This is a genomic window from Rhodococcus sp. OAS809, from assembly GCF_040546695.1.
In the GTDB taxonomy this organism is placed as follows: Bacteria; Actinomycetota; Actinomycetes; order Mycobacteriales; family Mycobacteriaceae; genus Rhodococcus_F; species Rhodococcus_F qingshengii.
Genome location: NZ_JBEPOI010000002.1, coordinates 1465829 through 1490049, shown reverse-complemented (window position 1 = coordinate 1490049; position 24221 = coordinate 1465829). Strand labels below are relative to the sequence as shown.

Genomic DNA, 24221 nt, shown 5'->3' with positions numbered 1-24221 from the left:
GGCACAATGGACCATTGTTCGTCGCAACCGGTTACGTACCGCTGCGACGGTCACAGGATAGAGGCAAAACCGGGCTCACAAATCGTGTGGGTCGCTGAATTGCACGTGACATGCGCAGCACTGTTGTGCGCGCTGAAGGAGAACTGCAGCTGTGGCTGTCAAAATCAAGCTCACCCGCCTCGGTAAGATCCGCAACGCTCAGTACCGCGTTGTCATCGCCGACTCGCGCACCCGTCGTGACGGCCGTGCGATCGAGACCATCGGTAAGTACCACCCCAAGGAAGAGCCCTCGCTGATCGACATCGATTCCGAGCGCGCTCAGTACTGGCTGTCCGTGGGCGCACAGCCCACCGAGCCCGTCGAGGCACTCCTCAAGATCACCGGTGACTGGCAGAAGTTCAAGGGCCTGCCGGGCACCGAAGGCACCCTGCGCGTCAAGGAAGCCAAGCCCACCAAGCTCGAGCTCTTCCAGGCTGCGCTCGCGCAGGCCGAGAACGAGCCGGTTGCAGAAGCAATCACCCCCAAGAAGAAGAAGGCTGCAAAGGCTGACGAGGCCAAGGCAGAAGACACCGCGACTGACGCCGAGGCTCCCGCTGCAGACGCCGAGGCTGCTGACAAGTGAGTGCCGTCGTCGCTGATGCGGTAGAGCATCTCGTGCGTGGCATCGTCGCCAATCCCGACGATGTGCGCGTCGAGCTGATCACCGGACGTCGGGGACGGACCGTCGAGGTGCACGTGCACCCAGACGATCTCGGCAAGGTCATCGGTCGGGGTGGTCGCACTGCGACCGCTCTGCGGACCTTGGTCTCCGGCATCGGTGGCCGCGGTATCCGTGTTGATGTCGTCGACACCGATCAGTAGACGGCAGTAAACAGGTGGAACTCGTAGTCGGTCGTGTCGCGAAGTCGCATGGCATCAAAGGTGAATTGGTAGTCGAGGTTCGTACAGACGAGCCCGAAGATCGTTTTGCCGTAGGTTCCGTGCTGCGTGGGCGCAAGCCGCGCGAGTCCACACTGAAGTCGTACACAGTGGAAGCCGCCCGGGATCATTCCGGGCGGCTTCTGCTGCGCCTCGAAGGCGTCAGTGACCGTGGCGACGCAGATGCGTTGCGCGGCACACTGTTTGTCATCGACAGTTCCGAACTCGAGCCTTCGGATGATCCGGACGAGTTCTACGATCACGAACTCGAAGGACTGAAGGTCGTCCTCACGGACGGCACCGAGATCGGTTCGGTCATCGAGGTATTGCATTCCGCCGCAGGTGAATTGCTATCGATTCGCCGCGCCGGTGAGACGTCCGGTGAATTGCTGATCCCGTTTGTCGCAGCCATCGTCACCTCGGTGTCGATCGCCGACGGCGTCGTGGTGATCGAGCCCCCCGAGGGACTGCTCGACCCGGACTTCGGTGACAAGTCGAACAGCGACAATTCGAACGCCGACAGCGACTGATCGCTTGTCATGCGTCTCGATGTAGTCACCATCTTTCCCGAGTATCTCGAACCGCTTCGTGCTGCCTTGCTGGGCAAGGCAATCGAACGTGGCTTGATCTCGGTCGACGTCCACGATCTGCGGTCGTGGACCCATGACGTACACAAAGCCGTCGACGATTCCCCGTACGGCGGCGGACCCGGCATGGTCATGAAACCAACCGTCTGGGGCCCGGCACTGGACGACGTGATCGGGCGCTCCGATTCTTCCGGCCCCGATGATGCCGAGACCATTCTGGTGGTGCCCACTCCCGCCGGCGTTCCGTTCACCCAGGAGACCGCGCACCGCTGGTCCAACGCCAAGCACCTCGTCTTCGCCTGCGGCCGATACGAAGGTATCGATCAACGGGTTTTCGACGACGCCGCCAAGCGGGTCAGAGTCGAAGAAGTCAGCATCGGCGATTATGTCCTGATCGGCGGCGAAGCAGCGGTGCTGGTGATGGTCGAGGCTGTCGTGCGACTGATGCCCGGCGTTCTCGGCAATCAGCTGTCACACCAAGAGGATTCGTTCTCCGACGGCCTTCTCGAAGGGCCTAGCTACACTCGCCCGGGTGTGTGGCGCGACCTCGAAGTTCCGCCGGTGCTTCTCTCCGGTGATCACGCGAAGATCAAAGCGTGGCGCCATGAGCAGTCGCTGCAGCGCACGGCCGAGCGTCGACCGGATCTTCTTCCTTAGGTATTTCGCTTCAACCAGGTGATGCTTGCGCCGTCGTCGAGCGATTCGGTTGCAGTCGGTGTGAACAGTGTCGGCTCGAAGTTACCTCTGATCATCGGTATGCCTGCGCCGGCGACTACCGGATACCTCTTGATGATCAACTCGTCGATCTCCGGTAGTAGTTCGCCGGCGAGAGTTCCGCCGCCACACAGCCAGATATCTTGTCCTTCTTCCTCTTTGAGAGATCTGACTACCCCAAGCGGATCGGCGCGAACGATGGTGACGGGGGGATCCTCGGCGTCAGGGATGGTTGTGGAGACGACGAACTGACGCAGGTGCGCGAAGGGGCTTTTCACTCCGGCGGCCAGCCCGGGCTCGTAGGAGCCGCGGCCCATGACGACCGTGTCGAAGGTCCTGTTGGGCGCGTCCTCGATTCCGAGAGCGGGCCGCACATGCGTTGGCACGGTTTCAGGATATCGATCGCATATCCAGGCCGTGATCTGTTCGGAGACCGGGAGGAAATCGAATTCGCCACCAGGCCCCGCGATGTATCCGTCGAGGGACGCTCCCACGTAGTACACAAGCTTTCGCATATAGCGCTCCGTTCGTAGTACTATGTTTGTAGTGGTTTAACCTAGGGCCGTGTCAGGAGTGATGTCAAGTGCGAAAGAACCCGGAACGCCGGCTTGCCCTGATCGACGCGGCAATCGAGGTGTTGGCCCGAGAGGGTGCTCGAGGCTTGACGTTTCGAGCCGTCGACGCCCAGGCAGCAGTGCCGAACGGGACAGCGTCGAACTACTTCTCCAATCGCGACGACCTGCTCACTCAAGCGGGTGGCCGGATCTACGAGCGACTGATTCCGGAGGACCTCGAAGGGATGATCGATCCCGTCAACGGCACCGATCGTGAGCGCCTGGTGACGCTCATGCTCGACGTGGTCGAGCGCGTCACCTCGTTCGGAACAGGTTTCCTCGCGCTCATGGAGTTGCGACTGGAGGCGACGCGTCGACCGGACCTGCGAGCGGTGCTGACCGTCCGCATCCGAGAAGACTTCGATCTGAACGTAGCCAATCATCTGGCGTCGGGCGTGCCGGGTGATGCGATGACCGTTCGCCTGCTCTATTTGTCGCTGAACTGGCTCGTACTGGATCGACTGACATTGCCGAACCTGTTCGGGGAGGAAGATATTCGTACGATCGTCGAGGCCGCGGTGGATCGAGCGCTACCCCGCGAATCGTAGAAGGTCAGTGCCGCTCGGCAGGTTTGCGGCGGAACGAGAAGTATCGATGACCGAAGAAACTCACCCCGGCAACGATCAACATGACAACCGCCTGGGCGGGAAGCGGCGGGGCATGCAGAATTGACACCGCGATTGTTCCGAGTATCAGATTCAGCACGAGGCCACCGGAATTGACGACGATGAACGCTCCCAGGTCGCGTGCCACATGTCCGCGGACGCGGAAAACGAGAGTCCGATGCAGAACGAAAGCGATGAGCACGCTGATGGAGTACGCGCCGATCACAGCCACTTGATACAGATCCTTGTTGTCGAGGATCAGTGTCCAGATCACGAAGAGCACGTATCCGATCGCCGTATTAGCCACTCCGACAATGGCAAATGCGATGGGTTGATGCTTGACCACCCGAAGCAGTGGGCCGGGATTCTCGGGTGATGCGATGTCTTCGGTCATGAAGACTCGGTTTTCACGGTGTTGATCCCGTCCTTGCGTCGGGTCCGCAGATACATCCACTCGAGCACGCCGAGTCCGAGGACTCCGGCGACCATCGAAGCGCCGCCGACCTTCCATCCCGGGGGACGCCACGTCAGGACAAGCTCTGCGTCCTTCGTCCCGGCGGGAATGTCCACGGTGACAAAGGACTTCGCGACGACGTCGATCGGGACAGGCTGACCGTCGATGCTCGCCCGATATCCGGGCCAGCCGAGCCGTGCGAACACAACCTTGCCGCCGGTCTCCGAACTGACACGAAGGGTGCTCGACATGTTCGATTCCGCGATCGACGTAGCCTCGACGCCGTGGGCGTCGGCGATGCGTCCGTTGCGTGTCGAGACGGGGCCGTCGACGCGTTCGAGTACCGAGATGTAGTTCTCGTGTCCGGGGTAGTCGACCCATTTCCATCCGTCGGGAGCCGGGTTCTTGCGTGCATCGGGGTAGAGAGCGTTCTGCAGTACGACGCGGTCCACGTTCATCAGGTCGACGATGGTGCGGCCGGTGGTGGGTTCGACGGTGAATGCGCGTCGGAAGGCGTCGGGGCAGACACTCATGTCCCAGCGCATGCAGAGCAGGTCACCGAAGTAGAAGTGCCCGTTGGGGGTGTAGCCGCTGGTGTAGGTCAGTTCGAGGTCTTTGGGGTAGTTGCCGAAAGCCAGGGAACCGTACGCTCCGTCGAGGGTTTTGTCCCCGGGGGCGATGAGTGCACGGTCGCCCAGTTGCAGTGTCGTGCCTTCGAAGTCGGGGAAGGCCTCTTTCATCTCCGAGCGGGATTCGGGCAGGTTCCAGCTCATCGGGGTTGGTTGCGCGGCCCGAACCTGGGCGTACGCGATGGGGGAGACCGCGACGATCGCTATGAGGCATGCGAAAGCGGTGCCTTTGGTACGGCCGAGCCAGATCATCGCGGCGCCGAGTGCGGCAACGAGCAGGGCTGAGATCACATGCCATTTCGCGAGCCCGGGAGCTGCCGAGGCTGACCGAATCAGAAGCAGGCCCACGAGGATTCCCGCTGCAACGCAGCGCCCGCGCAACTTGTCGGTCGTGGCGTAACGCCCGAGCAGGATGCACACCAGAAGCAGGAGTCCGATGGCCACCATCGGAAGTACGCGCGCGGGCCACCGCAGTGGGCCGATCGTGCTCGGCCCGGCAGTCCACATGAGGACTGCGACCGTGAAGATCCCGACGGCGGTCAATTCGCGTGCCGCGGCGCGTGCCTTGCCCCAGTCGATGAATGCCAGGGCGGGTATGAGGAACCAGGCGATGTAGACCATGGGCATGGTCTGGATGTATCCCCACCACGAGGTGAACGCGGGCATCGTGCTCGGCAGGCTCGCGTTCAGCGATTCCGACCACGGGACGGCGAGGAATGCGTCGTTCTTGACTTCGGATGCACCGCGCCAGGTGACGTCCGCGGTGAGCAGGCTCGGCAGATACGTCGCGAGACCGGCCAGAGCGGCACACGCGGACACCGCCAGAAGCCGCAGTGACGGCAGCCAACGCCGCTGATAGACAACTTCGCCGATTGCGACCGCGCCGATCATCAAGCCGGATTCGACTGCGGGGAAAACATATTGGACCGACATCGCGAGATACAAGAACACGAAGGTCGGGATCGGACCGCTCTTACCTCGGGCGTAGCGGATTGCCGACGCCCACGCCTGAACCATCCAGGCAGTGCCGGTGAAGGCAGTCATCCAACTGGCCGAGTCGAAGAACAGCAGGAAACCGGTGAACGGAATCGAGACGCCGGCGACGGCAGCCCACGTGGGCTTCGAGCCGTACTCGAGGCAGATCCGATAGACGCCGAGTGCAAGGATGATCGCGAAGATCAACTTCACGATCGTCGCGTACAACGCCAGGTTGTCGAAGGACGGTGCGATCAGGTCGATCAGGAGTTGCGGTGGATTGAGAAGGCCTGCTTCCTCGATCGCGTAGTTGCCCGCCATCCAGTTCTCGGGGACGAGCACCGGGAGGTGTCCTTCTCGCAGACTGCGGCCGAGCATGACCCACAGCGGCGCGTATTGGGACTCGGTGTCGTCGGTGTAGAAGTGACGAGCATTCGCGAGCACCACGGCCAGATAACCGGCGATGACACCGATCGCCGTGACGGCGCCCCACTTGTACACGTCTGCCCGGGCGAGAGTGCGAGTTTCCACCACGAGTTCCAGACCTTAACAGGGCAGGTGGGGCGTACGGAGACGCGAGCGCGTCACGCGCCGCCGGCATCCGAAGTCAAGACATCTCTGCGTGTTAAAGTTCGCGACGGTGTGGGCCCGATCGTGCCTGTCTCTCGGCGCCAGTCGAGCCCCCTGAAGGGAGTGGAAGCGAGTGCACTCGATTTCCGTCGTAGTGCCCGTTTATCAGGGCGAAAAGACGATCACGGCGCTCGTCGAGGAGTTGGACGGCCTGGGCACACCGAGTGCGACGCCCGGTGGTGCGCAGTTCTCCGTCGACGAGATCGTGCTGGTTCACGACAACGGGCCGGATCGCTCCGACGTCGTGTTACTCGAATTGGAGCGCCGTTTCGAGCAGGTGCGTGTCGTGTGGCTCAGCCGCAACTACGGCCAGGACGCGGCGACCATCGCCGGCATGGCCGCTGCAACTGGACAGTGGATCGTGACGATGGACGAGGACGGCCAGCACGACCCGGTGCACATCGGGGCTTTCCTCGACACCGCGCTGACGGAGCGATCCGATCTCGTGTATTCCAAACCCACGAACACACGCCCGCACGGATTCTTGCGGAACCTGACCTCGCGCGGCGCAAAGATCGTCTTGGCGACGGTATTCGCGTTCCCTGATTCGACGAGATTCGAAAGTTATCGCCTGATCCGCGGTGACATCGGCCGACAGTTGGCCGGCGTCGCGGCCAACGGCGTGTATCTGGACGTTGCGCTGACGTGGGTTGTCGGTAACACGGCCACGGCGCCGGTGACACTTCGAGCCGAAGGCCGCGAAGAATCCGGGTACAACTACCGCCGTTTGTTCTCGTTGTTCTGGAAGATGGTGTTGTGTAGCGGAACACGCGGTCTGCGGCTGGTCAGCCTGCTCGGAGTCACCCTGGCGTCGGCCGGCGTGATCATGGCCGCGGTGATCTTCATCGGGGCCATGACCGGCGACAACAATGATCCCGAAGGATGGGCGTCGATCATCATGGCGCTGCTGGTCTGTTCGGGTGCGATTCTGTTCTCGCTCGGGCTCATTGCCGAATATCTCGGTGTGGCACTGCACGTCCTTGTCGGAAAGCCGCTGTATCTGACTGTCGACTCCCCGCGGCCCGGAACCTCGATCGATCGGCGTAGTCGTGAGCACTGATCGCATCATCTTCTCCCGCCCCTATCGGGCATCGAACGAATTGTCGAATCTGGCAACGGTTCTGGAGTCCGACCACATTCACGGTGACGGACGTTTCACCAAGTCCGCGACTGCAGCGCTCAAGGCGATCACCGGATCCACGCATGCTCTGCTGACCACCTCGTGCACGCATGCACTCGAATTGGGTGCGCTGCTGCTCGAATTGGGCCCGGGCGACGAGGTAATAGTTCCGAGCTTCGCGTTCAGTTCGGCGGCGACCGCCGTCGCGTTGCGCGGGGCCACTGTTGTTTTCGTCGACATCGATCCGAGTACCGGCAACATCGACCCGGCGTGCGTCGCGGCGGCGATCACCGAACGCACCAAAGCTGTACTGGTCATGCATTACGGCGGAGTCGCCGCGGACATGGAACCTCTCCTCGACCTCGCGGAACTCCACGGCGTTGCGTTGATCGAAGACAACGCTCACGGACTCGGCGGAAAGTGGCGCGGGCGCTCGCTCGGCACCATCGGAACTATCGGAACGCAGAGTTTTCACGACACCAAGAACGTTCACTGCGGTGAGGGCGGCGCGCTGTTGCTCTCCGACGATCAGTTGATGACTCGCGCCGAAATCATCCGTGAGAAGGGGACCGACCGTGCGCGTTTCCTGCGCGGGCAGGTCGACAAGTATTCGTGGCAGGACATCGGGTCGAGTTATCTGCCCAGTGAACTCAATGCCGCCGTCCTCGACGCACAACTCTCCGAGTTCGACGCGATTCAGGCGGCCAGGCATCGCGTCTGGGATGCCTACAGCGTGAGTCTGGGCGAGTGGGCGGCCGCGAACGGTGTCGTGCCCATGGCGGTGCCCGATGATCGCGAGCACACTGCGCACCTGTTCTATCTCAAGATGCCGACCGAAGAGAGCCGTGACGGCTTGATTCGGCACCTTGCCGGTGACGGAATCGTGGCGCCGTTCCACTACGTTCCGCTCGATACGAGTGCGGCCGGTGTGCGCTACGGACGAACACCGCAGCCGTGCGTGCGTAGTGCCGAGTTCTCCGCGTCGATCCTTCGACTGCCGCTGTGGCCCATGCTCACGTTCGAACAACAGGACCGTGTCATCGGTTCGGTGCTCGAGTACAAGCAGGCTTGAGGACGAACACGACCGCGTGGATCGAATCAGGGCCCGGAAGCTTCGGGCATCGCCGAATCCGCGGTCGTGGATGCCGCTGCCCAGTCGTCGATGCTTCCGCTCGGGAAGAGAATCTGCGTGACGCCGGTGACCGTGTCGCGTGCGTGCAGTGCACTTTCGTCGTCGACGGCATCGGTGAACGAGGTGTCGGGATAGAAGCTGTCCTCATCCGTGTACTGGACGTCTTCTCGCGAACCGATCGCGATGATGTATCGGTTGTCGTCACCGACGATGCCGGTGGACAGATGGATCCACTTGTCCTCGACACAGCACATCCAGCCCTGTTTGACTCCTATGACGGGCTCGCCGAACAAGGCCTCGGGCAGGCCGAATCTCTGGTCGTAACCGTCGGTTCCTTCGGGAGTGGATTGCCGCAGGTACTCGACGAACTGCTCGACCCGTTCAGGTCCGAGTTGATCGGAGTCGTCGAGGACACCGCTGTAGAAGGTGACCAGGTCACGTGTCGTGGTCTCGGTGTTCCACCACATTCCGTCCCAGGGCGGCGTCGTCGCGGTCAGTGCGTAACGCTCGGCGACGCGGGTGATCACCTCTTGGCCGCCGACCTCGTCCCACAGGAGGTTGGCTGCGGTGTCGTCGGAGGATTCGAGCATCGCCGCCATGAGGGTGCGATCGTCGTCCGTGATGGGTCGCTCACCGCGCGCATCCTGATGAAGTAGATCCTCGGCGATGAAAAGTTTTGCCACCGAGGCTGTTTCGATCTGCTGGTCACCGGCGACGTCGAGGTACTTGTCCGAGGAGCGGTCGAGGATGGCGATGGAGACGTCCGCACCACGCCCGAGCGCAGCCACCTGAGCCTGTCCCAGACGGCCGTCGAGGGTCTCGGCTACCGGAACATTGGTGTCGGGAAAGGCGGGGGTCTGCATCGGATCATCCGGGTTCTGTCCACCGCTGCACGAAGCCGCAAAAGTAACTGCGGCCACCATTGCGGCAATCCGGACGTACCGCGTACTCATTTGTTTCCCCCGGTAGCCCTGACACGGCACTGTTGCCGATCTTCTTGTCTCAGGATAGCGGTAGGGTCGGATCTCGTGATTCTCAAGACCGTGAACCAGCGCATTGCCGAGGAACTCGACGTCCGCGAAGGCCAGGTTGCAGCAGCAGTCGACCTTCTCGACGGCGGAGCCACGGTGCCCTTCATCGCCCGGTACCGCAAGGAAGTCACCGGCACGCTCGACGACGCCCAGCTGCGACTCCTGGACGAGCGGCTGCGGTATCTCCGCGAGCTCGACGACCGTCGTGACGCCGTGCTCACGGAGATCGACTCTCAGGGCAAGCTCGACGATCAACTGCGCGGTCAGATCATGCTGGCCGAGACGAAAGCGCGGCTGGAGGACATCTACCTCCCCTTCAAGCCGAAGCGGCGCACCAAGGCGCAGATCGCCCGCGAGGCCGGCCACGAGCCCGTCGCCGATGCTCTCATCGGAGATCCCACCACCGATCCCGCGAAGTATTCGGACGAGCAGCTCGACGGTGCCCGGTCGATCCTCGTCGAGCGCTTCGCCGAGGACGCCGATCTGGTCGGTGAATTGCGTGAGCTGATGTGGAATCGCGGCCAGGTCGTCTCCTCGGTCCGCAAGGGCAAGGAAACCGATGGCTCGAAGTTTGCTGACTACTTCGAGTTCTCGGAACCGTTCTCCAAATTGCCCTCGCACCGCATCCTCGCCGTCCTGCGCGGCGAGAAGGAAGAAGTGCTGTCGCTCAACATGGCGGCAGACACCGAAGAACTCGCGCCGGGGGAGCGCACGGTCTACGAAGGCCGCATCGCGTCGCGGTTCGAGATCGCCGACCGTGGTCGGGCCGCCGACGGGTGGCTTCTCGACACCGTCAAGTGGGCGTGGAAGACGAAGTTCGCCGTCACGCTCGGTATCGACACTCGGATGCGTCTGCGGCAGTCGGCCGAAAAGGACGCCGTCGACGTCTTCGCCACCAACCTCAAGGATCTACTCCTCGCAGCTCCCGCCGGCGCCCGACCCACCATGGGACTCGACCCCGGATTCCGCACCGGAACGAAGGTTGCCGTCGTCGACGGAACCGGCAAAGTTGTTGCCTACGAGACGATTTACCCGCACCAGCCGCAGAACAAGTGGGACGCGGCTCTCGCGACGCTTGCCGGACTGGTCGCCGAACACGGCGTCGAACTGATCGCCATCGGCAACGGCACGGCCTCACGCGAGACCGACACGCTCGCTACCGAACTGATCAAGAAGACCGGCGCGCCCAACCTGACCAAGATCGTCGTCTCCGAGGCAGGCGCATCGGTGTACTCGGCTTCGGCCTACGCGTCGCAGGAACTTCCCGACCTCGACGTCTCGATTCGCGGTGCGGTGTCCATTGCGCGTCGCTTGCAGGATCCGTTGGCGGAGTTGGTCAAGATCGATCCCAAGTCCATCGGCGTCGGTCAGTACCAGCACGACATCACCGAATCGCTGCTCTCGCGTTCCCTCGACGCCGTCGTCGAGGATGCCGTCAACTCGGTCGGCGTCGACGTCAACACCGCGTCCGTGCCGCTGCTTGCTCGGGTGTCCGGAATTGCAGGATCCCTTGCAGAGAGCATCGTCGCGCATCGGGACCAGAACGGTCCGTTCAAATCCCGCAAGGGTCTCAAGGATGTCTCCCGACTGGGACCCAAGGCATTCGAGCAGTGCGCAGGCTTCCTGCGGATCACCGACGGCGACGACCCTCTCGACGCGTCGAGCGTCCACCCGGAGGCATATCCGGTGGTTCGCAAGATCGTCGCGAGTGCAGGCGGGGACGTGCGCACCGTGATCGGAAACTCGCAGGCACTTCGATCGGTCAAGGCGTCCGACTACGTCGACGAGCGATTTGGTCTACCGACCGTCACCGACATCATCTCCGAGTTGGAGAAGCCGGGACGAGATCCACGACCCGAATTCAAGACCGCGACTTTTGCCGCAGGTATCGAGAAGGTCGCGCATCTCAAGCCCGGCATGACCCTCGAAGGCGTGGTCACCAACGTCGCAGCCTTCGGTGCCTTCGTCGACATCGGAGTTCATCAGGACGGTCTGGTTCACGTCTCGGCGATGTCGCACAACTTCGTCAAGGACCCACGCGAGGTCGTCAAGTCAGGTGACGTCGTCAAGGTGAAGGTCCTCGAAGTGGACGAGGCACGCCAACGCATCGGGCTGACGCTTCGTCTCGACGACGAGGTGGGAGCGCCCCGCAAGTCCGAAGGCCAGCGAGGTGGGCAACCTCAGCGGCAGGGCCAGCCGCAGGGCCAGCGTCAGGGGCAGGGTCAGCAACGAGGAAATGGCGGACGCCAGGGCGGACGCGAGCAGCGACCGGACAACCGCGCGCCTGCTGCCGGGTCGATGGCCGACGCTCTGCGCAAGGCGGGCTTCGGCAAGTAAATCCGTCCGCCGGGTTTTCGAAGTCCGTATCGTCACAATCGAGTCGGTTGGCGGTATGAATCCGATCAGGGTCGGATCATGAATTCGGTGAAGGGAGGACAGTGATGCGGGAGTGGCTCGAGCGCGAGATCATCGCCCATGGCCGATTGCCGTTGCTGTTCTTCCTGCTCGGGTTCCTGTCCGCCTTCCTTTTCATCCGCCTCAGCGTCCGTATGATTCGCGCGCAAGTGAAATGGTGGCCGGGCAACATCGCGCCCGGAGGCCAGCATGTGCATCACGTCGTGTTCGGTGTGATCGCCATGATGATCTCCGGTGGTGCGTTGATCGCGGTCTACGTCGATGGTTCGCAGACCACCGGTGCCGTCCTGGCGGCGATCTTCGGTATGGGTGCGGCGTTGGTGCTCGACGAGTTCGCACTGATCTTCTATCTGAAGGATGTGTACTGGTCCGAACAAGGTCGGACCTCGGTGGATGCGGTCTTCGTCGCGATCGCCGTGACCGGTCTGGTGCTGCTGGGTTTCCGCCCGCTCGAACTTCTCGACGTCGCCGGATTCCGTGAAGAACGCGATCCGTGGATCAAATTGGTCTTCGTTTTCGTCGCGTTGATCAACTTCGCCTTGGCAGCCATCGTGATTCTCAAAGGGAAGATCTGGACGGGGCTCGTCGGCCTGTTCGTTTTCCCGTTGCTGGTAATCGGAGCGGTCCGCCTGAGCCGGCCGGGTGCACCGTGGGCTCGCTGGCGGTACACGCGCAAGCCGAAACGGATGAACCGCGCGCTCGAACGCGAACGGAAATGGCGTCGGCCCGTCATCCGGGCCAAGATCTACGTCCAGGATCTGATAGCCGGATCGCCGAGCGTCGAACATGCGATGACCGCGGCCGAGCAGGAACTGGACCACACCATCCACGCAGCTCCGCCGCCACCGATTTCCCCGCTGGTATCCGCGTCTGGCACAATGGACGGGTTGCCTGGACCAGGCAGCAGCACTTGATCTGGGCACGAACCAGACGAGCGCCGTTTCGGGAGACCGAAACGCGTGCCGCTCGGTTCCTCTGCTCCTGCGAAATACAAGGATGACATATGAACACCCTGGACTTCCTGGACAAAAAGTCGCTCCGCGACGACATCCCCGAGTTCCGTCCCGGCGACACGCTCAACGTGAACGTCAAGGTTATCGAAGGCTCCAAGGAGCGCGTGCAGGTCTTCAAGGGCGTCGTTATTCGTCGCCAGGGCGGCGGCGTTCGCGAGACCTTCACCGTCCGTAAGGTCTCCTTCGGCGTCGGCGTCGAGCGCACCTTCCCGGTTCACAGCCCCACGCTGGCCTCCATCGAGGTTCTGACCCGCGGTGACGTCCGTCGCGCCAAGCTGTACTACCTCCGTGAGCTTCGTGGCAAGAAGGCGAAGATCAAGGAAAAGCGCTGATCTTTCCGATGAGCCCGGCACCGCGTACGCGCGGTGTCGGGCTAATCTGGTTTCTGTGGCAGATTCTTCGAAGGAGCAGGCATTGTCGTCCGGACCCGAGAATCACGAGGGATCAAGCGGTTCCGCGGAACCGACCTCACATCGGCCGCAGAAGAAACAGCGATCGTTTCTGCGAGAACTCCCTGTTCTGATCGGCGTAGCGCTGGTACTCAGCATCGTCCTTCAGGCATTTGTCTTCAGAGTTTTTCTCATCCCATCCGAGTCGATGGAACCGACACTGCACGGCTGTGCGGGATGTACCGGTGACCGCATCGTGGTGGAGAAGATCGGATACCGCTTCGGCGATCCGGAACCCGGCGACGTCGTCGTCTTCAAGGGACCCGATTCGTGGAACACGAAATATGTGTCCAATCGGTCCGACAACGTTGTCGTCCGCGGCATTCAAGAGGTCGGTTCGTGGGTCGGCCTCGTTCCGCCGGACGAGAACGACTTGGTCAAGCGAGTGATCGCTACCGGCGGCCAGACCGTCGAATGCTGCGACGAGCAGGGCCGAGTCCTGGTCGACGGCAAGCCGCTCGACGAGCCGTACATCAAGATGGATTTCCCGTTCACTCCGGGAACGCAAACGTGTGACACCGAATTGAAGTCGGGCCGCTGCTTCGGACCGATCACCGTTCCCGAGGGCCACGTGTGGGTCATGGGTGACAACCGCAGCAATTCCGCCGACTCGCGCTACCACGTCGACGACGAGTTCCAGGGAACCGTCCCGATCGACAACATCATCGGTCAAGCTCGTTTCATCGTTCTTCCCCCGTCGCGAATGGGCGGCATCGATGCGCCTGATATTCAGGGCAACTGAGTTGTCGGACCGCACACATGGATTCGCGTAGTTCCGAGTAGGCAGAGACAGTGAGTAGTTGGCCCCCTCGCGTTGTCATTCGCAGATCGGCAGGTCTGCGGACGATGGAGTCTGCGTTGGCGCGAACCGGACTCGGTCCGGTGGCCGGCGTCGACGAGGCCGGGCGCGGAGCGTGCGCTGGTCCACTTGTCATTGCAGCGTGTGTCCTGGCGCCGAAACCGCAAGCAGCCCTCGCGCGGCTCGACGATTCGAAGAAGCTGACCGAACGTGCGCGCGAGGAGCTTTTCCCGGCGATCAAGCGCTTGGCGTTGGCGTGGAGTGTCATCTCTGTTCCCGCTGCGGAAGTCGATCAGATCGGCATCCACGTCGCCAACATCGAGGGGATGCGACGAGCAGTTGCGGGCCTCGACCTCGAACCGGGCTACGTTCTCACCGACGGATTCCGGGTTCCGGGTCTGACGGCTCCGTCGCTACCGGTCATCGGCGGTGACGGCGCCGCTGCATGCATCGCCGCGGCGAGCGTTCTCGCGAAGGTGACCCGAGATCGTGTGATGACCGAGATGGACGACACTCATCCGGGATACGGCTTCGCGATTCACAAGGGATACAGCACGCCACTGCACATGGACGCACTCGACGAGCTGGGGCCGTGCCCTGAGCACCGCATGACCTATGCCAACGTGGTGGCTGCGGGAGTCCGGTTGGAACAACGCGCGGGCCGTACGGGATGATGGACGTTCAGACGAACTGGGAGGACTGGCTAAACCGATGAGTGCCGAGGATCTCGAGAAGTACGAAACCGAGATGGAGCTGTCGCTCTACCGTGAATACCGGGACATCGTCGGACAGTTCTCCTACGTCGTGGAGACCGAACGACGTTTCTACCTGGCCAACACGGTCGAGTTGCTGCCCCACAATTCAGACGGGGAGATCTACTTCGAGCTGCGGATGTCCGACGCCTGGGTGTGGGACATGTACCGCCCGGCGCGATTCGTGAAATACGTACGCGTCGTGACCTTCAAGGACGTCAACATCGAAGAGCTGGACAAGCCGGATCTGCGCCTTCCTGACTGATCTGCGCTTGCCGGACTGATCTCGACAACGAAGTGCCCCGCCGATATCGGCGGGGCACTTCGTATTTCGCGGAGTTGTGCGGGGTCAGTTGCCCTTGACGTTCACAATCTGACGCAGCGTGTGTCGAATCTCGACCAAGTCCTTCGCGTCGTCCATCACGACGTCGATGTCCTTGTACGCACCCGGGATCTCGTCGAGGAACGCCGCGGAACGCTTGTATTCGATGCCGACCATTGCCTTGTCGAGATCTTCGATGGTGAAGGTCTTGCGTGCCTGGTTACGTCCGTACACCCGACCCGCGCCGTGGGGGCTGGACTTGAACGACGGTACGTTTCCCTTCCCGACGACGACGTAACTCGCCGTCCCCATCGAACCGGGGATGAGCCCGGGCGTGCCCTCGTCTGCCTTGATCGCACCCTTACGGCTCAGCCACACACCCCTGCCCATGTGGAACTCCTTCTGGGTGAAGTTGTGGTGGCAGTTGATCCGCTCGACTTCGTCGATGATCGCGGGTTTGCCGTCTCCCATGAAGTGCGCGAAGTCCTTCACGACGCGGTCCATCATCTCTTCGCGGTTGAGCAGAGCGAAGTGCTGAGCCCAGTTGAGATCGGTGATGTACGAGTCGAATTCGGGCGTCTTCTCGACCAGGTAGGCAAGATCCGGATCGGGAAGGTTGATGTACCACCGCTCGCACAAGTCCTTGGCGATCTTGATGTGATGCTGCGCGAGCTTGTTTCCGATACCGCGGCTTCCCGAGTGCAGGAACAGCCAGACGCCGTCGCTCTCGTCGAGCGTCACCTCGATGAAGTGGTTACCAGAGCCCAGCGTTCCGAGCTGAAACCTCCAGTTGTTCTTGAACTTGTCGTAGAAGGACAGGCGATCGCCCGCCATCGCCTCGAGTTCTGCGATGCGGATTTTCGCCGTGTCGCTCAGCGTCTTGTTGTAGACACCTGCCGAGAGCGGGACGGAGCGTTCGATGCTGTGGCGAAGTACGGTCAGGTCGCGGCCTTGAAGGTCGCGTGCGCTGAACTGGGTTTTGACCGCGATCATTCCGCAGCCGATATCGACTCCGACGGCGGCGGGCATGATTGCGCCTTCCGTCGGAATGACCGAACCCACCGTCGCTCCCGCACCGAGGTGCGCATCCGGCATAAGCGCCAGATGTGGACGGACAAAAGGCATCTGGGACGTACGCAGCGCTTGCTCGCGAGTGTTCTCGTCGAGTATCGATGCCCAGTTCCACAGCCTCTTGGTGATCTTCTCCATCAGATTTCTCCCACATAGTTCACAGCCGAACCGATCGGTCCGGTGTGTCGTGCAGGAATGACCATGCGCTCGGTCAGTGGTTGTGTGCAACCCCTTTTCAGGTTCGCAGGCCGTCTGCGAGTTCGTAGATTCGTCCGACGTACTTCTCCTGGAAGGCTTTTCGGGCAGCATCTGCTTGTTGCCGTGCGCCCATCTGGGAGTAGAGGTACTCGAGATGAACCAAACTCTCGCCGATGTCGACGCGTCGCTGGTCGAGAACCGTCAGCTCGTCGACCAGTCGAGCCAGATCTAACGCGGTGTCCGGTACCTCGTCCATGGTGATCCTCGATGTCCGTGAGTGCTTCCTGACCCCGAGGCTAACACTCTTCGAACATATTTTCGATACCTGCCCTGTAGTTTACTTCGACAACGTGGCTGTCAGTTGGTCGATGGCATACGGAATGCTCAGGACGGTATTGCCGGACATCGCCGCGCCGACGGGTGGATCTGCGGTGTACCGCACGACCATCGCATTTCCGCTCTTCACGGCGGGTAGTCGCTGGTAGAGCGTGTTGCCGGCGAGGGCCTTCTCTCCCTCCGGGTCGGCCATCACGATCAAACGATCAACGGGTTCGAGGATGTCGTATCGCTCGTTCGGCATCCAGTCGCCGAACTGGTCGCCGACGAATGCGTCGACGGTCGCGGGGAGGGTGAACCCGAGTGACGAGAGGAAAATGCCGCGTGGGTCGTGCGACGAGAACACGTAGCCCTCGGGAGTGTCGAGGTTGACGATCGTTGCGGTTTGCCCGGCAAACTCCGGGTGTGCAGCGCGGGCGGCGGCAAACGCGTTTTCGGTATCCGTGATCAGTTGCTGAGCTTGTGGTCCTTTGCCGAGGGCGCGCCCGGCGGTGAGCGTCATGTCGGTCCACGGCGTTGTGTACGCGTCGTAGTCCTTGCTCTGCGCGACAGTCGGCGCAATCGAGGTCAGCTTCTTGTAGGTTTCCGTGTCGATGTCGGCGTACAGCGCGAGGATCAGATCTGGTGCGAGGGAGGCGATTTGCTCGAAGTTGAAGTCTCCGCCGCTGTTGATGTAGGTCGGAGTTTTCCCCTTCCAGTAATTCTTCGTCCACGGCCAGCTTTCATCCATGCCGGACCCCCACCATTCGGCCATGCCTACGGGTTCGACTCCCAAGGCGAGCAGTGGTTCGTGATCGGTGTATCCGAGTGTCACTACCCGCTGCGGTTCGGCATCGATTGTCGTCGAACCCTGTGCGTGCTCGATCGTCACGGGGAATGCGTCGTTGCTCTGGGTCGCTGATGCGGTGTCGACGCCTTGCGAGGTTCCACAGGCGGTCGAGAACCCGATGATCGCGGCCGTCGTGAATAAGGCGGCGAGGATTCGGGTGCTATGTGAGGGCACGTGCATGCTCCTTCGAAGTGGTGGGCGAAGTGATCTGAGGTCCGCGTGAAGTGCTGAGCTGGTCGCGTCAGCAATAAAGTGAGGCTAACCTTTGCAGGATCGTCGGTCCATCCTTCAGGATGGACTCGGATACGCCCAGAAAGACGCAAAATGTCCACTATCGAGTACTCGACTCGCCCAAAGTCCTTGCTAGCGCTGCCCGATAGTCGCGGACGGACATTCAAAGATTTTCAGGTCTACACCAACGTCGTCGAGGGCGTGACCGCGTACGGGGCTCACCGCCACCCGGAGCATCAGATCGCCTGGATGAGTGAAGGGACGATGCAGATTGCTGCCGGGGGCAACGTGTGGCACCTGCACAGCGAGCACTTGGTCTGGTTGCCGGGCACCGTTCTCCACGACATGACGCTTCTGTCGGCGGGATGCATGATCGCGGCCTATGCGCGTCCGGATCTACGCCCTGGCGGGCCCAGGTGGACTCAGCCACTGGTTCTCGAAGTCGATGCTTTGTCCGCTCAATTGCTGCGCCATCTCGCAGATCGGACCATCGACGATGCTCGGCGGTTGATGAGTCAGGAGTTGCTCTACGACATTCTTGCTGCCGCGCCCGAACGGCACGACGTCCTCGCGGTTCCTCGTAATGCTGCGGCGAGTTCGGTTTCTGCACGGATCCTCGCCGATCCGGCGGACTCGCGAACATTAGGGGAGTGGGCGGGCGAACTCGGGGTCAGTTCCAAGACCTTGATGCGTGCCTTTGTCGCCGATACTGGGATTACCTTCGGACAGTGGAGGACTCGCGCCCGAATGTATGCGTCGCTCGAGATGCTCGCGCGGGGTGAGGGTGTCAACGACGTTGCCCCGCAAGTGGGTTACCGGACCAGTAGTGGGTTCATCGCCGCATTTCGGGAAACCTTCGGTACGACGCCCGCCAAGTACGGTGGGAAAGCTGATGCAGTGAGTCGCTGAGTTGGAAACCCACGTCGCACACTCGGAGACGATAGTTGATAGATCGTGCTCGCGTCGACAGGCTAAATGCTGAGGGTGGCAGTCTTCAGTACACCCAGGCTGGCTTTGCGGAGGCTGAGAGTCGGCATTGGCATCGGATTCTTCGTTCAGGGCTGCGTCTCGACGATCGGTCAATCGGTTACGGCAGCATTTTGATGGCGATTAGACAAAAATCAGAAATGTCCTCATCGTGAGCGCTTTCCGACGATCTGCGTAACCGTAGAAGACGTAACACACAATGCTGCGCCAGAAAGGAGGACAACCCAAAGCCCCCACCCGATCGATGGAGGAACGGTGGTGCGAAAAACCGTCGCTTCTGCATCTGAAACGTTCATGGCGTCGATTATTCCGATCACGACCGCGATTGCGCCTACCGCTGGCGCGACCCACCGGTCTCCAAATTTGGCCTTTCCTCCTCTAGATAGAATAGTGAACAGTGCGATTGCTGCTACCGCGCCGAGAACGAGTGTTAGGACGCCGTCTCCGTCGACACCAGACTTTGAGAAGTTGAGAAATGTCACCCATGGACCGAGGCTTCCGACGATTATCCCGAAACATGCAAGTAGAGCTGCCACGATATTTGGCATGTAGTTGGAAGGGAGGGGAGAGTCGGCCTGTACGAATCCAACTGGCGGTACACCAGCGAATCGCCAATCTGTCTCGTGCTCGGGATGGGGTTCGTAAGGTTGATCCGATTCTGGCGACGGTGCTTGGTGCTGAGCGAGCCAGTATTCCGGTGGTCGGGGCTCTTGGTTCGGTTGGTCAGATGGAGAGTTGGGTGGCTGCGTCACTTGAGAACCAACTTTCTGCTGTGGGAGCTGCGCAGTTTGTGGGTGAGTTGTATTGCAACTGCAATCTGTCAGACAAACTATACAAGTGAAAGTTTCGCGGAGTTCTTAAGTTGTCGGCATAGGAAAATTCGTGCAGGTCGACTGTCGCTTCAAAGTCAGACATGCTCGCCAATAGGTTGTCCGTCTACCTCGAAACGAATTGTAAATCGAGCTGGCGGGCGGAGCAGTGGCTCTACGACGTTGACCGCCTGGACGGTACGCATAGAATAAAAATGGGTGTGCCTTCCTCGGGGATAAACCAGTAGGTAGTTCGATTTTGGAGATTAGTACCAATCTGTGAAGTCATGGCCTTGTCTCTTCGAGCGATCCAGACCGCAGTTCGATGTCTAAGCTTCTACCTTCGTTGTCGGAACGCCGGAAGTGATTGATGGTTTCAACGGCGAAGATACTTCCAGAACATTGAAATGGGCCGAGCTGCCAGCATATGCTGGTGGCTCGGCCCATTTACTAATCTGAACTGAGTCAGCTCATGTTGCCGAGCACATTGCCCAGGACGCCGCTGATGACATTGGTCATCGACCCCTGCGGGTCGGTCAGGGAGCCGAATACCTGGCCCGATCCGGAGTTGAGTGAGCCGAAGCCCATGTCTTCGAGGCTTCCGGCGCCGGCCTCGACGGGGTTCGGCTGCCGGATGGTGACGCACACGCCCATCGGATTGATGTCCCAGTCGCCCGCCGCCAGCACAATGTTGGTCCCGGCGCCGCTGTCGAGCTGAGAGCCGACAACTGCGTTATCGGGAACCTTGTAGGTGGTCTCCAATGCGATGATGCCGCCACCAGCAGTGGTCCATCCGCCGCCCTTTGCCACCACGGAGTTGTTGCCGACGACGACGGTCTTGGTGACGTCGTCCCACTTCTGGTCGCCGATAAGCCATTTGACGTTCAGGCGAGCCTTGACCAGCTGGAATCCTGCCGGGTGGAAATCGCGGATCTGATTGACGAGTGCTCCCGAACCGGAAACCTTTGTCAGGTAGGTGACCGTCTGTCCCGGGGCGACCTTGCCGTCGCCGACAACCTCCTTGCTGACGGTGTACGGCGTCCCGAGGGAACCGGCCCAACTGTCGGTGACCGACTGGTTGAGCGCGCATGCCGGTGCTGCTTGCGCCACCGAGGCTCCAAGTCCAACAGTGACGCCGGCGGCGATGAGAACGAGGGATGTAGTGGTTGCTACTGCGTGGCGAAGTGAGCGGCGGGCCATGTAGAACTCCATTCAGCGGGGTGCGTGACGGTTTGAGCAAAACTGTAACTAGTTCTACTGGACTTTCGTCCAAGATGTGGCTGATTTCAGAAAATTGTCAGGTTTCGGGTCGCCGTTGGTGTGTCGCGCTGCCGAATTCCACAGGTTCCGAGTTGTGAACAGGTTGTTTTCGGATGGCTTGGTTTTGTGGTGGTGGGTTGAGGGTGGTGGTTGGGACGCGTTTCGTATGGGCGGGCGCGGGGTGTGAGTGGTGGGGGCTGCGATGGCGAGGAATATGGCGTTGGGGGCTCGGGGCGAGGATGTGGCTGTCGAGTTCCTGATTGATGCGGGTTTGGAGATTGTCGAACGCAATTGGCGTTGTCGGTACGGCGAGTTGGATGTTGTTGCGACGTCCGGTGATCGAATTGTGTTCGTGGAGGTGAAGACTCGCTCGGGTGCCGGGTACGGGAGTCCGGCGGAGTCGGTGACGTTCGCGAAGCAGCGTCGGATTCGGGTGTTGGCGATGCACTGGCTCACTGATTCGGGCCGGTCGTGGTCGAGGGTCCGTTTCGATGTGGTGGCGGTGTTGATCGGCCGGGACGGCGTGCCTTCGGTCGAGCATTTTGTGGATGCGTTCTGATGGCGTTGGGGCGGGCGCATTCTGTTGCGGTCAGTGGTGTGGACGGGCAGATAGTGGAGATCGAGGCGGATATCGGGCGCGGGTTGCCTGCGGTGCATTTGGTGGGGCTGCCTGATACGGCGTTGCACGAGTCGCGTGATCGGATTCGAGCGGCGGTGACCAGTTCTGGTGAGGAGTGGCCGGACAGCAAGGTGATTTTGGCGTTGTCGCCGGCGACGTTGCCGAAGGTGGGCAGTGTTTACGATTTGGCTTTGTCGTTGTCAGTTCTCGATGCGGCGAAGAAGTTGCCGCGGAAGTTGTTGCGGGAGACTGTGTTTTTGGGGGAGTTGGCGCTCGACGGTCGTTTGCGGACGGTGCGTGGTGTGTTGCCTGCGGTGCTTGCGGCGAAGCGGGCGGGGTGGGGGACTGTGGTGGTTCCGGCTCGGGCGTTGGCTGAGGCGGGCTTGGTGAAGGGGATCGAGGTGCTGGGCGCTGACGATCTGTCCGCGGTGATCGGGTGGTTGCGTGGGGAGTTGGCGCTTGCTGTTCCTGATGTTTTCGAGCGTGCTGGTGTGGTGGCGGTGCGGGATTTGAGTGAGGTTGTCGGGCAGACGGATGCTCGGTGGGCGATCGAGGTTGCTGCGGCGGGTGCGCATCATTTGATGTTGACGGGTCCGCCGGGGATCGGGAAAACGATGTTGGCGCAGAGGCTTCCGGGGATTCTTCCGCCGTTGACGGAGGGGGAGTCGTTGGAGGTGACGGCGATTCATTCGGTGGCGGGGGTGTTGCCGGAGGATCGGCCGTTGATCGATATGCCGCCTTTCATTGCGCCGCATCACAGTTCGTCGGTCAGTTCGCTGGTGGGTGGTGGTAGTGGGATGGCTCGTCCTGGTGCGGTCAGCCGCGCCCATCGCGGCGTGCTGTTTCTCGACGAATGTGCCGAGATCGGGGTGAAGGTGCTCGAAGCGCTACGCACACCACTCGAAGACGGGGAAGTGCGAATCGCCCGGCGGGACGGAGTTGCTCGGTACCCGGCGCGGTTCCAGCTGATCCTGGCCGCGAATCCGTGCCCGTGCGCGCCGCCCCGAGACGCGGATTGCGTCTGTGCGCCCGCGGCACGTCGCCGATACCTGGGTAAATTGTCCGGCCCGTTGTTGGACCGGGTCGACATTAGAGTCCGGATGCAGGCGGTAGCAACCGGAGCGCTGATCGACGAAGTGGGGGAAAGCACCAGCGATGTTCGTGCGCGCGTGGCGGCGGCTCGAGACACTGCAGCCCAGCGGTGGAGTGAGTACGGGTGGCGGACCAACGCGGAGGTACCAGGGCCGGCGTTGAGACAGAAGTTCAGACTCTCGCGTGCAGCGCTGGCGCCGGTGGAACGGGCGCTGCGTAAAGGTGTCATCACTGCTCGTGGGGCGGACCGCGCGTTGCGGGTTGCCTGGAGTGTCGCCGATCTGGCAGGTGAAGCGATGCCCGGACCAGACCAAGTTGTCACCGCACTCGACTTTCGAGACAGGGGATTCCAATGACTGCACACGATCCACGACTACTCGCTTGGGCATATCTGTCCCGCGTCGTGCAGGGCCCTAGCACATATATGTCCATGTTGATCGGCGAGCTCGGGGTCGAAGAAACTGCGAGGGCGGTTCGCAACGGCGATCTGCCACCCGCGATCGAGGAGAAGACGCGAGCCCGCGCTCACATCGACACAGCCCAACGAGACCTCGACCTGATGGAGGCGATGGGTGGCAGACTCGTAACACCGAACTGCGCCGATTGGCCGGCGTGGCGAATGCTTTCCTTTGACGGACTCGATCCCTCCGGGGGTGAGACGGCGCCATTTGTGTTGTGGGTGTTGGGGTCCGGGGATTTGGTTGATCTGACCGAGAGATCGGTTGGAATTGTGGGCACGCGGGCATCTACTGCGTACGGCGAACACGTGACGGCAGAGATTGCCGGTGACCTCGCTGTCGACGGATGGACCGTGATTTCCGGGGCGGCCTTCGGTATCGACGGGGCCGCGCACCGCGCTGCATTGGGCGTAGGTGGAAACACACTGGCTGTCTTGGCCTGTGGCGTGGATCGAGCGTATCCGTCAGGGCATGCGCGACTACTCAAACAGATAGCGAGTTCGGGTGCAGTGATAAGTGAATATCCGCCGGGCACAACACCTGCAAAGTTCCGGTTTCTGGCAAGGAATCGACTGGTAGCTGCGTTGTCGGACGGAGTAGTGGTGGTCGAGGCGGGTTGGCAGTGGTGCACGCAATACCGCCAATTGGGCTCGGAAGTTAGGCCGTCCCGTGATGGCGGTGCCCGGACCGGTTACCTCGGCATCGTCGACCGGATGCCACCGGATGATCCGCGAAGGTGAAGCGCAACTCGTTTCCAATGCCGTGGATGTAGTCGAAGCGTCAGGCCCATTTGGTGTCGGGGATTCCGCGGAGGATGCGGCCGCGACGCGTGACATCGACGCATTGCGAGGCAATTCTCGATTGGTATACGAAGCATTGCCGGGAACGGGGTCTCGCAGTACGCGTGAGTTGTCCGAGGAATCAGGATTGCTCATAGCTCAGGTTCGTGCCACTCTTCCTCTGCTCGAACTGGAGGGATTTGCAAGTTCTGATTCCAGTGGTTGGTTTCGGACGCGGTAGTACGTGAACTACTTCTGCGCCCGTCAGACCATGCGTGGCGATGCTCACTAATCGTTTGCGAAGACCGTGAATCGTCAATACCCGCAGCGCATCGGAAATGGCACGTCAGGGCTATTTTTCACGAATTTGCTCGACTGTGTGCAATGTAATTC

24 protein-coding genes and 1 pseudogene are annotated in these 24221 nt (G+C 61.4%); 17 read left to right on the top strand and 8 right to left on the bottom strand.

Going from position 1 to position 24221, the window contains the following annotated elements; genetic code table 11:
• Positions 1–151 precede the first annotated feature (151 nt).
• The 4 genes from rpsP to trmD are packed head-to-tail and all read left to right on the top strand — an operon-like array spanning position 152 to position 2162.
• Complete coding sequence (gene rpsP / locus ABIE52_RS09855) at positions 152–622, top strand: 30S ribosomal protein S16 (protein ID WP_192712516.1); 471 nt, start codon at positions 152–154, stop codon at positions 620–622.
• A complete protein-coding gene (locus ABIE52_RS09850; protein ID WP_003939023.1) occupies positions 619–861 on the top strand; it encodes an RNA-binding protein in 243 nt (80 codons plus the stop codon). Before rpsP ends, ABIE52_RS09850 begins: the two co-directional genes overlap by 4 nt.
• Before the next feature lie 14 nt (positions 862–875).
• Positions 876–1448 (top strand): ribosome maturation factor RimM, encoded by a 573-nt coding sequence (rimM, locus tag ABIE52_RS09845; protein WP_050656639.1) that lies wholly within the window; start codon positions 876–878, stop codon positions 1446–1448.
• Between the two features lie 9 nt (positions 1449–1457).
• Positions 1458–2162, top strand: coding sequence for a tRNA (guanosine(37)-N1)-methyltransferase TrmD (gene trmD, locus ABIE52_RS09840; protein ID WP_192712515.1), 705 nt, complete (start codon positions 1458–1460; stop codon positions 2160–2162).
• Here the strand turns inward: trmD and ABIE52_RS09835 are convergent.
• Entirely contained in the window at positions 2159–2734 is a 576-nt protein-coding gene (locus ABIE52_RS09835; protein WP_070162251.1) for a dihydrofolate reductase family protein, read from the bottom strand. The genes trmD and ABIE52_RS09835 overlap by 4 nt on opposite strands.
• Positions 2735–2802: 68 nt before the next feature.
• Between ABIE52_RS09835 and ABIE52_RS09830 the strand changes: the two genes are divergently transcribed.
• A complete protein-coding gene (locus ABIE52_RS09830; protein WP_192712514.1) occupies positions 2803–3381 on the top strand; it encodes a TetR/AcrR family transcriptional regulator in 579 nt (192 codons plus the stop codon).
• A gap of 4 nt (positions 3382–3385) precedes the next feature.
• Here ABIE52_RS09830 and ABIE52_RS09825 read toward each other — a convergent pair whose 3' ends face one another.
• Positions 3386–3832 (bottom strand): GtrA family protein, encoded by a 447-nt coding sequence (locus ABIE52_RS09825; RefSeq protein ID WP_030535434.1) that lies wholly within the window; start codon positions 3830–3832, stop codon positions 3386–3388.
• On the bottom strand, positions 3829–6027 hold the full coding sequence (locus ABIE52_RS09820; protein WP_192712513.1) for a hypothetical protein: 2199 nt from the start codon (positions 6025–6027) through the stop codon (positions 3829–3831). The genes ABIE52_RS09825 and ABIE52_RS09820 overlap by 4 nt, the downstream gene beginning before the upstream one ends.
• A gap of 172 nt (positions 6028–6199) precedes the next feature.
• Between ABIE52_RS09820 and ABIE52_RS09815 the strand changes: the two genes are divergently transcribed.
• A complete protein-coding gene (locus ABIE52_RS09815; RefSeq protein ID WP_003942691.1) occupies positions 6200–7186 on the top strand; it encodes a glycosyltransferase in 987 nt (328 codons plus the stop codon).
• Positions 7176–8318, top strand: a complete 1143-nt coding sequence (gene rffA, locus ABIE52_RS09810) for a dTDP-4-amino-4,6-dideoxygalactose transaminase (protein ID WP_003942806.1) — start codon at positions 7176–7178, stop codon at positions 8316–8318. Before ABIE52_RS09815 ends, rffA begins: the two co-directional genes overlap by 11 nt.
• A gap of 26 nt (positions 8319–8344) precedes the next feature.
• On the opposite strand, the gene ABIE52_RS09805 is transcribed toward rffA, so the two are convergent.
• Positions 8345–9331 carry a serine hydrolase gene (locus tag ABIE52_RS09805; RefSeq protein WP_007729299.1) on the bottom strand — a complete coding sequence of 329 codons (987 nt, stop codon included), beginning with the start codon at positions 9329–9331 and terminating at the stop codon, positions 8345–8347.
• A gap of 75 nt (positions 9332–9406) precedes the next feature.
• On the opposite strand from ABIE52_RS09805, the gene ABIE52_RS09800 reads away from it, so the two are divergent.
• The 6 genes from ABIE52_RS09800 to ABIE52_RS09775 all read left to right on the top strand — a co-directional run bounded on the left by ABIE52_RS09800 (position 9407) and on the right by ABIE52_RS09775 (position 15102).
• On the top strand, positions 9407–11746 hold the full coding sequence (locus tag ABIE52_RS09800; RefSeq protein ID WP_007729297.1) for a Tex family protein: 2340 nt from the start codon (positions 9407–9409) through the stop codon (positions 11744–11746).
• A gap of 104 nt (positions 11747–11850) precedes the next feature.
• The gene (locus tag ABIE52_RS09795; protein ID WP_003942742.1) at positions 11851–12738 is read left to right on the top strand and encodes a hypothetical protein; all 888 of its coding nucleotides are present in this window, start codon (positions 11851–11853) and stop codon (positions 12736–12738) included.
• 89 nt (positions 12739–12827) lie between these two features.
• Positions 12828–13169, top strand: coding sequence for a 50S ribosomal protein L19 (rplS, locus tag ABIE52_RS09790; protein WP_003942791.1), 342 nt, complete (start codon positions 12828–12830; stop codon positions 13167–13169).
• A 55-nt stretch (positions 13170–13224) separates the two neighbouring features.
• On the top strand, positions 13225–14028 hold the full coding sequence (gene lepB, locus ABIE52_RS09785) for a signal peptidase I (RefSeq protein ID WP_172403453.1): 804 nt from the start codon (positions 13225–13227) through the stop codon (positions 14026–14028).
• 50 nt (positions 14029–14078) lie between these two features.
• Positions 14079–14759 carry a ribonuclease HII gene (locus tag ABIE52_RS09780; RefSeq protein WP_024487346.1) on the top strand — a complete coding sequence of 227 codons (681 nt, stop codon included), beginning with the start codon at positions 14079–14081 and terminating at the stop codon, positions 14757–14759.
• 37 nt (positions 14760–14796) lie between these two features.
• On the top strand, positions 14797–15102 hold the full coding sequence (locus ABIE52_RS09775; RefSeq protein WP_003942715.1) for a DUF2469 domain-containing protein: 306 nt from the start codon (positions 14797–14799) through the stop codon (positions 15100–15102).
• An 84-nt stretch (positions 15103–15186) separates the two neighbouring features.
• Here the strand turns inward: ABIE52_RS09775 and ABIE52_RS09770 are convergent, their stop codons facing one another.
• From ABIE52_RS09770 to ABIE52_RS09760, 3 genes are all read right to left on the bottom strand, one after another.
• Positions 15187–16368, bottom strand: a complete 1182-nt coding sequence (locus tag ABIE52_RS09770) for an RtcB family protein (RefSeq protein WP_065455567.1) — start codon at positions 16366–16368, stop codon at positions 15187–15189.
• Between the two features lie 97 nt (positions 16369–16465).
• Positions 16466–16684 (bottom strand): hypothetical protein, encoded by a 219-nt coding sequence (locus tag ABIE52_RS09765; RefSeq protein WP_003942716.1) that lies wholly within the window; start codon positions 16682–16684, stop codon positions 16466–16468.
• Positions 16685–16765: 81 nt separating this feature from the next.
• Positions 16766–17773: an iron-siderophore ABC transporter substrate-binding protein gene (locus ABIE52_RS09760; protein WP_030535438.1), complete on the bottom strand. Its 1008-nt coding sequence runs from the start codon at positions 17771–17773 to the stop codon at positions 16766–16768.
• Positions 17774–17917: 144 nt separating this feature from the next.
• Here ABIE52_RS09760 and ABIE52_RS09755 point away from each other — a divergent pair, with 144 nt between their 5' ends.
• On the top strand, positions 17918–18733 hold the full coding sequence (locus ABIE52_RS09755; protein WP_192712512.1) for a helix-turn-helix transcriptional regulator: 816 nt from the start codon (positions 17918–17920) through the stop codon (positions 18731–18733).
• A gap of 1352 nt (positions 18734–20085) precedes the next feature.
• Here the strand turns inward: ABIE52_RS09755 and ABIE52_RS09750 are convergent.
• Positions 20086–20820, bottom strand: coding sequence for a hypothetical protein (locus tag ABIE52_RS09750; RefSeq protein WP_030535439.1), 735 nt, complete (start codon positions 20818–20820; stop codon positions 20086–20088).
• Positions 20821–21082: 262 nt separating this feature from the next.
• Between ABIE52_RS09750 and ABIE52_RS09745 the strand changes: the two genes are divergently transcribed.
• From ABIE52_RS09745 to dprA, 3 genes and pseudogenes are all read left to right on the top strand, one after another.
• On the top strand, positions 21083–21439 hold the full coding sequence (locus ABIE52_RS09745; protein WP_039973464.1) for a YraN family protein: 357 nt from the start codon (positions 21083–21085) through the stop codon (positions 21437–21439).
• Positions 21439–22947, top strand: a complete 1509-nt coding sequence (locus tag ABIE52_RS09740) for a YifB family Mg chelatase-like AAA ATPase (RefSeq protein WP_192712511.1) — start codon at positions 21439–21441, stop codon at positions 22945–22947. The genes ABIE52_RS09745 and ABIE52_RS09740 overlap by 1 nt, the downstream gene beginning before the upstream one ends.
• Positions 22944–24069 (top strand): annotated as a pseudogene (gene dprA, locus ABIE52_RS09735) (DNA-processing protein DprA). The gene ABIE52_RS09740 and the pseudogene dprA overlap by 4 nt, the downstream one beginning before the upstream one ends.
• Positions 24070–24221 lie beyond the last annotated feature (152 nt).

Coding starts and splice junctions, on each gene's coding strand:
- ABIE52_RS09825 (WP_030535434.1), bottom strand. CDS start 3,832: ATGACCGAAGACATCGCATCACCCGAGAATCCCGGCCCACTGCTTCGG.
- ABIE52_RS09770 (WP_065455567.1), bottom strand. CDS start 16,368: ATGGAGAAGATCACCAAGAGGCTGTGGAACTGGGCATCGATACTCGAC.
- ABIE52_RS09805 (WP_007729299.1), bottom strand. CDS start 9,331: ATGAGTACGCGGTACGTCCGGATTGCCGCAATGGTGGCCGCAGTTACT.
- ABIE52_RS09740 (WP_192712511.1), top strand. CDS start 21,439: ATGGCGTTGGGGCGGGCGCATTCTGTTGCGGTCAGTGGTGTGGACGGG.
- trmD (WP_192712515.1), top strand. CDS start 1,458: ATGCGTCTCGATGTAGTCACCATCTTTCCCGAGTATCTCGAACCGCTT.
- ABIE52_RS09765 (WP_003942716.1), bottom strand. CDS start 16,684: ATGGACGAGGTACCGGACACCGCGTTAGATCTGGCTCGACTGGTCGAC.
- ABIE52_RS09750 (WP_030535439.1), bottom strand. CDS start 20,820: ATGGCCCGCCGCTCACTTCGCCACGCAGTAGCAACCACTACATCCCTC.
- ABIE52_RS09835 (WP_070162251.1), bottom strand. CDS start 2,734: ATGCGAAAGCTTGTGTACTACGTGGGAGCGTCCCTCGACGGATACATC.
- ABIE52_RS09795 (WP_003942742.1), top strand. CDS start 11,851: ATGCGGGAGTGGCTCGAGCGCGAGATCATCGCCCATGGCCGATTGCCG.
- ABIE52_RS09745 (WP_039973464.1), top strand. CDS start 21,083: ATGGCGAGGAATATGGCGTTGGGGGCTCGGGGCGAGGATGTGGCTGTC.
- ABIE52_RS09775 (WP_003942715.1), top strand. CDS start 14,797: ATGAGTGCCGAGGATCTCGAGAAGTACGAAACCGAGATGGAGCTGTCG.
- ABIE52_RS09755 (WP_192712512.1), top strand. CDS start 17,918: ATGTCCACTATCGAGTACTCGACTCGCCCAAAGTCCTTGCTAGCGCTG.
- ABIE52_RS09760 (WP_030535438.1), bottom strand. CDS start 17,773: ATGCACGTGCCCTCACATAGCACCCGAATCCTCGCCGCCTTATTCACG.
- rplS (WP_003942791.1), top strand. CDS start 12,828: ATGAACACCCTGGACTTCCTGGACAAAAAGTCGCTCCGCGACGACATC.